The organism is Candidatus Acidulodesulfobacterium ferriphilum, from assembly GCA_004195035.1.
Lineage (GTDB): Bacteria > SZUA-79 > SZUA-79 > Acidulodesulfobacterales > Acidulodesulfobacteraceae > Acidulodesulfobacterium > Acidulodesulfobacterium ferriphilum.
The window spans coordinates 331438-343700 of record SGBD01000001.1; the positions used below are offsets into that span (position 1 = coordinate 331438).

Sequence of the window (12263 nt, forward strand, 5' to 3'; positions counted from 1 at the left end):
AATTTTTAAAATTCATAACCCGAACGGCCTTAATATTCTTAATTTAATTTGCATATGTTAAAAATGGAACATTTCCCGCAATTCTCTTCATTCTTGTTTTTAGGGCAAAGATCCAGTATTCCCAGCCTTGTAATGGCAAAATCATACTTTACCGGATCGAAACAGTCAAGTTTTTTAAGGTTCTCGGTTATCTCTTCCGCCATTTTAAAGGAAGGATTTTTATAAGTCGTTAAGCCGATATATTGACTGATTCTACCTATATGGGTATCTACCGGCATTATTAACTGGGACGGATTTATATCCTGCCAAATTCCAAAGTCAAGATTATCGGAATTTCTTACCATCCATCTCAAGAATAAATTTATTCTTTTGCACGGACTATTGTCAACCGGCGATGTGAAAAAGAAATGCACCATCGAATCTTCGGGCGGAACAGCCGAGTTATAAACAGACGAAAAATCTATAAGTTCAAGCGCCCTTTTTGAAAAACCGATTACGGCGTTTTTTAAATTTAAATCCGAGGGGTTATAGTCTTTAAGGAAAAAATTTTCGATTGAACCGTTTTTTTTAAGCATTTCGCTTAAAATTAAAAAAAGGGCGACGATATCCCTTTCCTTAATAAATCTGTAATATAAGCCGTTAAACAATTTGAAGCCGTCTGCCGCATTAAAATTAACCGTAAATTCATAAAATTTATGATTTACTATCCTGTCTATTTTATCTAAAATTTTAATAATTTGGCTGACATTGCCGAACGCAAACCCCGCAGCTATAAATCCGGCAACTTCTATATCTTTAATGTCTTCAAACTTGTGCACAAACCCTAACGGGTCGGAATATAAATAAGATTCCTCAAATTTTTCATATAAATCCTCAAGGCACTCTTTTAATTTTTTTTCCCGACTTTGCGGAGTTATATATTTGACGGCGCCGTTTCTGTAAACAAATGTTTTACCGTTCGGCAAAGACCAGCAGTCTCCCTCTTCGAGCGGATACGGCACATCCTTGCCCCTTCCGATAAAAACCTCTTTTCCGTCAATCAAGGTAAAAAAGTTAAAATCGTTATCCTCCCAAATCAAAGATTTGCCGGGGGATTCGTTGCTTAAGCCGCCTCCCGCATCTCCCAAGTTTAGTTTGCCGCCTCTTTTGCCGTTAGAACTCATTATATAGCTATGCCCCGCCGTTAAAATATAAGGATAAGAAATTTATGAACTCTGGGTTATCTTATAAGCAAAATCCATTCCGAATTTTTCGCAGTTTAGCAAATCCTCTTCAAACGGCGTCATTTGAATCTTTAAGCCGTCCTGCACGATAACAAACCTCAGGCTTTTAAGAATGTCCTGCACCATTTGAACGGCCTCGCCGCTCCAGCCGTAGCAACCGAAAACAGCCGCCTTTTTATTTTTAACATTCAGCATGACTAAAGACGATATCATATCGAATATCGGCTTGGGCGGCTTTGCGTTAAGGGTGGGGGAACCTACGATAACGGCATCGGAATCTTCGATTGTATCCACAACATTTTTAATGTCGGTATTTACCAAATTTACCAAAGTTACATCCGTTAAACCTTCGACATTAGCGCCCTTCGCGATATGTTTCGCCATTTCTTCGGTATTGCCGTAAGCCGATGCATAAACAACCGCTATTTTCTTTACAGTCTCGTTTGCGTCGGACGTTTTACTTGCGCCGATATACCAATCGGTATATTTTTTTAAATCTTTTCTTAAAATCGGGCCGTGCGACGGCGCAATTATGTCGATTTCATAATTTTTAAGTTTTTCTAAAGCGTTTAAGGCATAATTTTTAAACGGCCTCATTATGTGGGTAAAATAGTATTTGAATGCCTCGAATGCGGCATCTTTATCGGCTAATAAGTCGTTAAAAACATTCGTATCGCAATAATGCGCTCCAAAAAAATCGCAGGGAAAGAGGATTTTATCTTCTTTTAGATATGTAAACATAGTATCCGGCCAGTGTAAAAACGGAGCGCTAATAAACTGTAATGTTTTGCCGCCCAAATCAATCGAATCCCCATCGCCGACGGTAATATTATTATAATCCTTTTTGATAATATGTTTAACAAAGTGATGCGCATTTTTCGAATAAACCAATGTCGCGTCTTTTGCTATGTCTTTTATTAAATGAAGCGCTCCTGAATGGTCGGGTTCAGTATGGTTTATAATTATGTAATCTATTTTTGATATGTCGGTTAATCCGCTTAATTTATTTATTAACTGATCCTTTGTATTGAGTTTTACCGTATCTATCAAAGCCGATTTCTGAGTGCCTTGAATAAAATAAGAATTGTATGTGGTTCCGTTTTCAGTAGGAATTACTATGTCGAATATTCTTAAATCTGGGTCAAATGCGCCGGTATAAAACACGCCGTCCTTTATAGGTAAGGCTTTTTGAGAAAGACCGCTATTATTATCCATTGGCTTAAACCTCCTATTTAAGTTTAAGGATTTGCTGTAAATTAAACAACAAATTTTTTATATATATCGTTTATCGATGTTTTAAAATATTATATCATATAATATAATGAAATATAAGCTAATATGAGCAAAAACGAAATAAACAGTAAGAAAATAAGGCAGTTAAGCATTTACATACATATCCCCTTTTGCAAAAGCAAATGTAATTATTGCAGTTTCTATTCTATATCTTTATCTTTGTCGAAAGTTGATAATATTTTTAACGATTTAGAGTGTAACGACAAGGCATGCGGGAGTAATAAAGGGCGGGAATGTAACCTGAACAGCGACAATCCGCGTAATTATTCGGGGATGCTTAAATCGGAACTCGAAATCATGTCCGAGAAATTCAATCTTAGGAACTCTTTTATAAACAGTATATATTTTGGGGGCGGCACGCCGTCTATTATGCCTGCCGGTTTTTTTAAAAATGTATCGGGATTTATAAATGACAGCTTTCGAATTGCCGCCAATACCGAAATAACCGTAGAAGTCAACCCCGAAAGCGGAAATTTTGAAAAGCTCTCGGCATTGAAATCGCTTGGGGTAAATCGCCTATCCATAGGAGCGCAAAGCTTTAACGGCGATGTACTGAAAACTGCGGGTAGAATCCATAATAAAAAAGATATTTACGGCACCGTTAATAATGCAAAAAAATTGGGCTTTAAAAACATATCCCTTGATTTAATAATCGGGCTTCCGGGACAGACGGAAACCATTTTTTATAATGACATAAGACAAACATTAAATATGGAACCGGAGCATATTTCGGCTTATATGTTAAGCATCGAAAAGAATACAAAATTTTATAAAACCTGTAATGAAAATAATGCAAAAAACAGGCTGACATTTATACCTGAAGAAACCGCGGCGAAATATTACGAAATATTATGTAAACTATTGGATGAAGAGGGCTATGTTCATTATGAAATATCAAATTTTGCAAAAAAAGGATATGAAAGCAGGCATAATTTAAATTACTGGAAAAGAGGCGAATATTTAGGAATAGGACCTTCGGCTTCATCTTTTTTGAAAATGGAAGGCGGAAAAGAAATCAGAAAAACCAATATAGCGGATTTAGATAAATACGCAGGTAATATTTTACAAAAAACCGATAATAGACATGAAGCCGATTTGCTCGAAATTCTGACCGAAAAAGACAAAATCAATGAAGAAATATTTCTATCTTTAAGAACAAATTCGGGAATTAATGCAAAAAGGCTGACGGAATGGGTTAACTCAGGCATTATAAACAGTTTTATCGAGGAAGGACTTATGCAAATTAAAAGGAACGAAAATATCGTGCTGACTTTAAAAGGTATGCTTTTATCATCGGAAATATTTGCGCGTATTATGGTTTAGCACTTTTATATTGAAATATAACCCGCCAATATCTATAATAAGATAAAGTTGCAACATATTTTACGGAGAGATGGCCGAGCGGTTTAAGGCGGCGGTCTTGAAAACCGTTGATGGCAAAACATCCGGGGGTTCGAATCCCTCTCTCTCCGCCAGTTAAAACAAATACTAACGAATAGCGGGAATATAAAGCAAAGGGTAGTTGGATTCGAACCCCCGGCAAGCCCGAAGGGCGCAAGGGGGTTCGTCGCTTTTAGCGTCCGTAGATACGTAAGCAGGCGTTTACAAAAGCAAGGCTTTTGTGCCTGCTGGAGTGTCATCCCTCTCTCTCCACCCTCTTTTTTATTTTATTCCTTTATTTTTTCTAATTAAATAAATAATTAAATAAATCAGACCCCTTTATTTTTTCCAAATAAATCAGACCCCTTTATTTTTTTTTATTTTTTTTATAATTAATTATTTATATATAATGAAACATTTATAATTAAATTAACTTATTATTTATAATTATTATTAAATAAAATAATTGACAAACTTTATTTTTATGATAATATTGTGCCTAAGACAACATTTTAACATCAAAAACATTTAACTAGGAGGACAGATAGCTGTACCCATAAATATGGGGCACAAAAAAAGAGGAGTATGTTCTCGCAACTAAAACTAAAACATTTAACTAAGGAGGAAATCTTTATGTCAGATGAAAAAAAAGTTGGCGACCCAACGGCGTTGGGTTTATTTGCTTATGGCATAGCTCTTACGCTTTTGGCTACAGTAATCGGCGGATTCGCAGGTCCGTTTAACGGGCTGATTTTAGGCACGATTATCTTTACCGGAGGAGTCGGGTTAGTTTTAGCAGGCATTTACGATTTTATGCGCGGCAGCGCTTTCGGAGGAGCTGCATTTACCGGATATGGCTTGTTATTTTTGACTGTTTCAACTTTTTTTATTGCGACAGTCGTTACAAAATCCGCAGCCGGCCCCGCGCCAATGTTCGGCGGCTGGTTTCACTTGTTGTGGGCTATCTTCGCATTTGCAACTTTTTTCGGAGCTAATGTATTAAAAAAATGGGTAATGCTGCAAATTGCCCTTTTTACAACAGGTGCTTTTCTTTTAATACAGGCTATAGGACTCTTTACGGGGTCGTTAGCGGGTCTTCTGCCTGTGGTAGGAATAGTCGGCATAGTTTCAGGTTTATGCGCGGTTTATACCGCTATAGCCGTATTAATTAACGGGGCGGCGGAAAAAACCGTTCTTCCTGCGTAACCCTTACTACCAAAAGAGAGCTATTAGATTAATTAATAGCTCTCTTCTTTTTCAATACTTAGCTTATATCCTTCCTTGCAAATATTAAAGACGATATAATAACTAATAAAACCATATAGCTCAGACCATAAACAATTCTGTAAAAGACTGGGCCTGCCGAAATAAATATTTTATATGCCGCCTCCGAGCTTATATTAAATATGGAAAAATTCGGCAAAACGGTATAAATGATATGGACAATATTAGTAAGCAGATGGTTTGCCTGATGAACAATTACTGTCTTTCCGCCTATAATTTTTTTAACGGGTCTTACAAGGTCGTTCATTTTACTTGAGACATTGCCTATGAAAAAAACAAGTACGGTAAATATAGAGGCTAACGCCTTTGATGTTATTAAAGAAAAAAGTAATGCCACAGCCGCAATAAATACCGATTCTATTATAATAAAAAGCGCTTGAATTATCAAAGGCTGAGGCAAAGAATAAACGGTAAAAGGCTTTGCCTTAGTCTTTTGGATTATGGGTTTATTTGGCGCATTTTTGCTTTCTTTAACGGAATTGCCATGAATGCTTTTTAAATGAGAGACGGCCGGCTTAGATTGCCCCGCAAACGGTTTAAAAGGTATGACATATTTGTGCATAATCAAAAGAACAAAGTAAAAAATAAGCATCATTATAATTGTCGAAAATATTATGGCGACCGTTAACCCCAAAAACCTGCCTATTAAGTATTCCGCTCTTTTAACAGGCCTTGTAATGCTTAAAAATATGCTTTTTTTCTCTATATCGTCATATATTATAGATGAACCGATAAAAATACCGATAAAAATATTAAAAATCGTTATGGCAAAAATGGAAAAATCTACCATAATCCTACCCTGGCTTATAAAACTTGTTTGAGAGACAAAGTAGCTTCCCGAAATAAGAATTAAGGCAAATATTAAAAACGAATAAAAAATTTTGGAATTTTTTATCTCTTTAAAAGAATACATCGTTGAGTATAAAATTTTTTTCATTGGAATACCACCTGCTAATTTTTCTTGTTTTTACGCATTAAATCGTAAAGATATACCTCTAACGGCGTACTGTATTCCGCTATTAAAAGGTAATCTTTATCTTGTTCAGGTTTAGCCGTACCTTGCGTACGCTCGTGATTCTTGGAAGGATTTAATTTTGCTTCCATATAACCTTCCGCCTCTTTTTCAATTGCGGCAATGCCTTCATCTTTAATTAGCCTGCCGCCCACCAGAACCGCAATTTTATCGCACAGTTCCTTGCTATCCGCAAGCACATGCGATGAAAAAAATATGGTTTTTTTTCTTTCTTTTAATTTAAATATTATATCCTTAAATTCTTTTCTCCCGATAGGATCAAGTCCCGATAACGGTTCGTCAAAAATTAAAATCTCCGGATCCCCCAAAATAGAAATAGCCAGAGCTAACCTCTGGGTCATCCCCTTTGAATATTTGTGGACATGAATGTCTTTTGCGTAAAAAATACCTGCTAATTTTAGCGCATCATAAATTTCGCTTTTATCTATTTTTTTATTCAATAACTTAGAATAATAATTAATAATCTCAATCCCCTTAAGTCCCCGGGGAAAACTTGGGTTTTCAGGCAAATAACCCAAATTAAGCCGCGCCCTATAATCCGTTGAATCGTAATCGTTTATCTTAATAATTCCGTTTGATGGATGAATCAGCCCTACTATCATCTTAATCGTTGTAGATTTTCCTGCGCCGTTTGGACCGAAAAACCCCGTAACCTTGCCATCCTCGATAGTTAAAGAAAGATCTTCTATGGCATTTTTTTTAATTCCGAAAAACCCGACTCGAAAATATTTTGTTGTATTTTTTAATTTAATCATAAACTTTTTTGCGGTAAAAATAGTTTTAATGAATATGGTACTTTATATTTTTTATGTTCTTTTTTAAGCTCCATCTCATTTTTAACTGCGTTTATCCTGTATTTGATTATTTGCTTTATATAAGGATTTTTGTTGTTTTTATACATCTCTTCAAGAAAACTCAAAGCTCCTTTAAAATTTCCCGACTTATTAAGAAGTTTCATATATAAAAACTCCAAATATTTCGGGCTGTTTTTCATGCCGATTGCATATTTAAGATAATAGGCGGCTTTTTTGAAGTTATTAAGACTATAAAAATAGTTAAATGCTATCAAAAACGGTATATTCCAGTTGCCTTTAAGATGTTTCATTCCTATTTTTAATAATTTTATAGCCCTTTTCGGCTTGCCCGCCAGTCCAAGAAGAGTCCCTCCAGCCTGATAAGCATAATTAAACCGTGGATTAAGGCTAACGGTAATAGCCGATATTTTATACATGTAGGGATAATGCATTTTTGCGAGCCTGAACGATGAAGCCTCCTGAACAAAAAGCACCCAAAAGTAATCCGAAAAAAGCGTATTAAAGTTTAAATCGATAAATTTTATAAATTCCGGTTTTACGGAAGAATATCTTAAAAAAGACGCAAGTTTTAATTTTAGGCTATGTTTCGATAAAGCTACACGGCTAAAAGAAAAAAATATAAAATAAGCCAAAAATATTATAAATATAAACACAACAAAGACTTTCGTAAACTTGCGAATAAAAATTTCCACAGGCTCCACAGGCTCCAGCTATTATTCTAATAATTTATATTTTAGGTTTAAGACAAATCTGCCAATAATTTTAAATAAAATAGAACCGTTTTTGATGCGATTTCTTTAGCGTCGAACTTTTTAACGACTTCATTATAGCAATTTAATCCCAATTTTTCAATTAACTCACGATTGTCGATTAATGAAATAATCTTATCCGAAAGCCGGGCGTAATCCCCTGCCCCAAATAAAAGCCCCGTTTCGTTGTTTCTTATTATCTCGGGTATCCCTCCCGCGTCGGAAGCAATAACCGCCTTTTTAAACGCGCATGATTCTATGATAATGCTTCCCATTCCTTCGAGACCCGACGGAACGATTATTAAATCGCTCGCGACGATAAATTTTTTTATATCTTTTTTAAAGCCGCTTATAATAAAATATTCTTTAAGCCCCTTTTTGTTAATAAAATCCGTTATATGCTTATATAATACACCCTCCCCGATGATAACAAATTTTATATCGTTTCGCGTCTTTATTATTAATTCTGCCGCTTTTATTAATACCTCATGCCCCTTTTCTTTAGAGAGTCTTCCGATAAGAGAAATCATTTTTTCGTCCGGCTTAATCCCGAGTTCGCTTCTAACATTTTGCCTTTCAAGCTCATAAACAAACATTTCCTTCTGCAATCCGTCTTCATCATAAATCCTTGGACTATAAATCGTTTCAATCTTTTTTGGATCAATCTTAACATCTTTAATTAAAATGTTTTTAATGTAATCCGATATAGCGATAAACCCGTCCGTTAAAAACCTGTAGATTAAAAATCCCTTTAAAAAGCTTATCCTATAAGCAACATGCCTTGTTAAAACCTTAATAATCCTTTTTTTGAAAATTAAAAGCGAGGCAATTCCGCCTAAAAAATGGTCCCTTGAGGAGTGAAAATTTATCAAATCTATATCATGCTTTGTTAAAAAATTCCTTATTTTAAATACGGCATAAATATCGAGAAAATTCTTCATTTCAATAGATAAATTATTAATGCCTATTTTATCTAATTCTCCTTTTAATCGTTTATTATTATTATGTATAACATAAATATTAAAACTTTTATCATAGTAAAGTTTTAGAAATTCGAGGAGGATTACAATATCGTTTTGCGCTCCGCCGTAATTTTGAAAGCTGTCTATATGAAGTATATTAAATTTGGCCTTTTTATCCATTATAAAAAATATAAAAATATAATTGTTGTAAAAATTGTATTATAATTATTTAAACAGTTCATTAATAATATAGCTTATAGCAAATATATGTCAAACATTATTCTAATTTTTTCTAAAGATGTATTGCTTGCCTTAATACCTCTATTTGTCGCTATAGACATCTTCGGCGTCCTGCCTATTTATTTAGATTTCGTAAAAGATACAAGCATGGATGAAGAAAAAAATATTAGAAAAAACTCGCTAATCACAGCCTTTAGCGTAGGTATCGGGTTTCTTTTACTGGGAAAATCCCTATTTGCCGTTATGGGCATATCTATTTACGATTTTGAAATAGCGGGGGGCATACTTTTACTGATAATATCCATAAATAACCTGATTTCCGAAAAACCTAAACTATTTGCCGGAGCCATTAAGGCGGATTTAGGAGTTGTTCCCATAGGCGTTCCTTTGATTGTCGGACCTGGGGTTTTAACCACTCTTTTAATTCTGACAGGCATTTATGGCTATTTTGTAATCACGATTTCATTTATTATTAACCTTTTAATCGTTTATGTTGTTTTAAAAAATACAAGAACAATTTTAAAATACCTTGGAAAAACAGGTTCTAACGCAGCCGGAAAGTTAGCGGCGCTTTTGCTTGCGGCCTACGCCGTTATGATGATGCGGGTAGGAATTATTAATACCATATCGATTTACATAAAAAACATTACGCATCCGTTGCGTTAAACATTAAACCTGAAGTGCATTATATCGCCGTCTTTAACGACATAATCCTTGCCCTCGAGCCTTAAAAGACCCATTCTTGCCGCATTAGATTCCGACCCTGCCTTTATAAAGTCATCGTAAGATATAACTTCCGCCCTTATAAAACCCTTTTCGAAATCAGAATGGATCGTCCCTGCGGCTTGCGGCGCCTTCCAGCCGTTTTTTATCTCCCACGCCCTGACCTCCTGCTTTCCTGCAGTAAAAAATGAAATCAGGCCTAAAAGCCTGAAGCTGATAGAGGCAACGATGTCTAAAGCGGAGGATTCGAGACCGTAATCTTTTAAAAAAGCGTCCTTATCCTCAGGGCTTAAAGTTGACAATTCTTCTTCTAACTTTGCGCACAACTTTATTACGGGTATATTTTCCGGTTTTGCAATATTTAATATTCCATCTATCTCATTATTGGAAAAATCTTTGGACAGCATTTGTTCATCGACATTAAGAACATATATGACAGGTTTCGCCGATATAATACCTAAAGATTTTAAAAGGCTTTTTTCGGTTTCGCCAAATTCTTTATTAATTATATTGCCTGTTTCGGAAAGCTGCTTATTAATATTTTTTAAAAAATCTAGGCTGGACAATGCGGTTTTATCCCCGCTTTTGGCCATTTTTTCAAGTTTTTGAATATGTTTGGAAAGAATCTCTATATCGCTTAAGGCAAGCTCGGTATTAATAATCTCAAGATCCCTGACGGGATTAATTGCCCCTTCCACATGCACGACCGAACTTTCTTTAAAAACTCTTATTACCTGTATAATCAAATCGACATTTCTGATATGCGAAAGAAACTTATTCCCGAGTCCTTCGCCTGCCGAAGCTCCTTTTGTCAGCCCCGCAATATCTACAAATTCGACATAAGTCGGCGTAACCTTTTCAGGGTTAACCATTTCCTTAAGCTTATAAAGCCTTTTATCGTTAATCGGTTTTATGCCAACATTAGGATCTATTGTGCAAAAGGGGTAGTTGCTGGCTTCGGCGCATCCGGAGGTAATAGCATTAAATATAGTTGACTTCCCGACATTCGGAAGTCCTACTATGCCGCATTTAAGTCCCATATCCTCAACCTCGTTTCAAATTGCATCTTGTAGAATAATAACCCAAATCCAGATTTAGAAAATATTTATATATTCCAATGCTAAGTAAATCTGGATTCCCGCTTTCGCGGGAATGACACCCGTTGGGTGAAAGGCTAAATTCCATAATTGTCATTCCTGCGTAGGCAGGAATCCAGAATATAAAATTCTAAATCGGGATTTGGGTAATAATATTATTATTGCTTTATTTTTTATTTACGGGAAAAAGCATTCATCGCCTTTGTAAGCCCGTCCGATATAATAACTAACAGAATTTCATTTATGATTTTTAAAATATCCGGAATTTTTTTAATTTCTTCTTTCGAAAAATTCGACAGGACATAATCTGCCCCGGCATCAAATTTGGTTCTGTCCGAAGAGTTAATGCCCAATTTTACGCGAATAAAATTTTTGCTCTGAAGCGAATTTATTACCGAATTAACGCCGTTATGCGAGCCGCCGCTGCCCCCGAACTTAATTTTATAGCTTCCAAAACCAAGGTCAAGGTCGTCGTGAATTAAAATAATGTTTGAAGTGCCGCTATTATCCGATATTTTAAAAATGCCATGCTTATTTAGCGCTTCTTTTACGGCTTTTCCGCTTAAATTCATATATGTAAGCGGCTTGATTAAATAAACATTTTTATCCGATACGGTCTTATTTGAAATCAGGTAATTTTTTTTATGACTGAAAGCAGGGAAATCGTATTCTTTAGAAAAGCTATCTAAGGCAATAAATCCAAAATTATGCCGGGAAAAAGAGTATTCCTGCCCGGGATTTCCGAGACCGAATATAAATACATCAGAGGTCATTTTTCATTGGCTATATTATATTAAGCCTTTGGTTGAGTTTGCGTGGTTTGGGCAGGCGCTTCCTCCTGAACTTCGGGTTGAGCGGCTACCTCTTCTACCGCGGGTTCTGCAACCGTAACAATAGGCGCATCCTCATCAGCCATTATCTCGATACCCTCGCTTAGCTTTAAATCCTTGACATGGATAATATCCCCTATCTGAAGGGATGCCACATCAATATTTATAGTATCGATTATATCTTTAGGATAACCCTTAATTGCAATATGCCTCATAAGTGGCTCTAGAATACCTCCGAGTTTCACGCCTTCCGGCTTGCCTATAAAGTGAATAGCCGCTTCTATCTCAATCTTCTCATCCATAGATACTTCATGAAAGTCGATATGGATAATATTATCCGTTACAGGATCCTTTTGAATCTCCTTGATCACTGCGGTTTTTCCGTTAACCTTATCTTCCTTGCTTGCCATGTTAATAAAAGATGAGATGGAATGATTTGCAAAAGTTTTAGTAAAATCTTTGTAGTTTAATAAAATCCTTAAAGAATCTAAATTTCTTCCGTATATCACGGCAGGAATAAGTCCCTGGTTTCTCAGGGATTTAACATTGTCCTCTTTGTTTCTCGCGTTCACATTCAAATTAATTATTTCCAATGAATATCTCCTTTTATCTTATATTTTCGTTTTATAAAAAT

General features: G+C 35.6%; 12 protein-coding genes and 1 tRNA gene. 4 read left to right on the forward strand and 9 right to left on the reverse strand.

Translation table 11 applies throughout. The features are described 5' to 3' along the window. Positions 1 to 38 precede the first annotated feature (38 nt). Together EVJ47_01705 and EVJ47_01710 are read right to left on the reverse strand one after the other, a co-directional pair. Positions 39 to 1163: a TIGR02757 family protein gene (locus EVJ47_01705; GenBank protein RZD15017.1), complete on the reverse strand. Its 1125-nt coding sequence runs from the start codon at positions 1161 to 1163 to the stop codon at positions 39 to 41. Between the two features lie 42 nt (positions 1164 to 1205). Further along, positions 1206 to 2438: an FprA family A-type flavoprotein gene (locus EVJ47_01710; GenBank protein ID RZD15018.1), complete on the reverse strand. Its 1233-nt coding sequence runs from the start codon at positions 2436 to 2438 to the stop codon at positions 1206 to 1208. A 123-nt stretch (positions 2439 to 2561) separates the two neighbouring features. On the opposite strand from EVJ47_01710, the gene hemW reads away from it, so the two are divergent. The 3 genes from hemW to EVJ47_01725 all read left to right on the forward strand — a co-directional run bounded on the left by hemW (position 2562) and on the right by EVJ47_01725 (position 5102). Further along, entirely contained in the window at positions 2562 to 3839 is a 1278-nt protein-coding gene (hemW, locus tag EVJ47_01715) for a radical SAM family heme chaperone HemW (GenBank protein ID RZD15019.1), read from the forward strand. Positions 3840 to 3903: 64 nt separating this feature from the next. Next, positions 3904 to 3991, forward strand: a tRNA-Ser gene (locus tag EVJ47_01720). A 490-nt stretch (positions 3992 to 4481) separates the two neighbouring features. After that, the gene (locus tag EVJ47_01725; GenBank protein ID RZD15020.1) at positions 4482 to 5102 is read left to right on the forward strand and encodes a hypothetical protein; all 621 of its coding nucleotides are present in this window, start codon (positions 4482 to 4484) and stop codon (positions 5100 to 5102) included. 58 nt (positions 5103 to 5160) lie between these two features. Here EVJ47_01725 and EVJ47_01730 read toward each other — a convergent pair whose 3' ends face one another. Genes EVJ47_01730 through EVJ47_01745 form a run of 4 tightly spaced genes read right to left on the reverse strand, consistent with a single transcriptional unit; the run spans position 5161 to position 8919 of the window. After that, on the reverse strand, positions 5161 to 6117 hold the full coding sequence (locus EVJ47_01730) for a hypothetical protein (GenBank protein RZD15021.1): 957 nt from the start codon (positions 6115 to 6117) through the stop codon (positions 5161 to 5163). A gap of 14 nt (positions 6118 to 6131) precedes the next feature. Beyond that, positions 6132 to 6968 carry an ABC transporter ATP-binding protein gene (locus EVJ47_01735; protein RZD15022.1) on the reverse strand — a complete coding sequence of 279 codons (837 nt, stop codon included), beginning with the start codon at positions 6966 to 6968 and terminating at the stop codon, positions 6132 to 6134. Continuing rightward, entirely contained in the window at positions 6965 to 7720 is a 756-nt protein-coding gene (locus EVJ47_01740; protein ID RZD15023.1) for a hypothetical protein, read from the reverse strand. Before EVJ47_01740 ends, EVJ47_01735 begins: the two co-directional genes overlap by 4 nt. A gap of 47 nt (positions 7721 to 7767) precedes the next feature. Continuing rightward, positions 7768 to 8919, reverse strand: coding sequence for a glycosyltransferase family 1 protein (locus EVJ47_01745; GenBank protein ID RZD15024.1), 1152 nt, complete (start codon positions 8917 to 8919; stop codon positions 7768 to 7770). Between the two features lie 87 nt (positions 8920 to 9006). Between EVJ47_01745 and EVJ47_01750 the strand changes: the two genes are divergently transcribed. After that, complete coding sequence (locus EVJ47_01750) at positions 9007 to 9645, forward strand: MarC family protein (protein ID RZD15025.1); 639 nt, start codon at positions 9007 to 9009, stop codon at positions 9643 to 9645. On the opposite strand, the gene ychF is transcribed toward EVJ47_01750, so the two are convergent. The 3 genes from ychF to EVJ47_01765 form a co-directional block, all read right to left on the reverse strand. Then, entirely contained in the window at positions 9642 to 10742 is a 1101-nt protein-coding gene (gene ychF, locus EVJ47_01755; protein RZD15026.1) for a redox-regulated ATPase YchF, read from the reverse strand. The genes EVJ47_01750 and ychF overlap by 4 nt on opposite strands. Positions 10743 to 10972: 230 nt before the next feature. Then, the gene (locus EVJ47_01760; protein RZD15027.1) at positions 10973 to 11572 is read right to left on the reverse strand and encodes an aminoacyl-tRNA hydrolase; all 600 of its coding nucleotides are present in this window, start codon (positions 11570 to 11572) and stop codon (positions 10973 to 10975) included. Between the two features lie 20 nt (positions 11573 to 11592). Further along, positions 11593 to 12222 carry a 50S ribosomal protein L25 gene (locus tag EVJ47_01765; protein ID RZD15028.1) on the reverse strand — a complete coding sequence of 210 codons (630 nt, stop codon included), beginning with the start codon at positions 12220 to 12222 and terminating at the stop codon, positions 11593 to 11595. Positions 12223 to 12263: the final 41 nt, after the last annotated feature.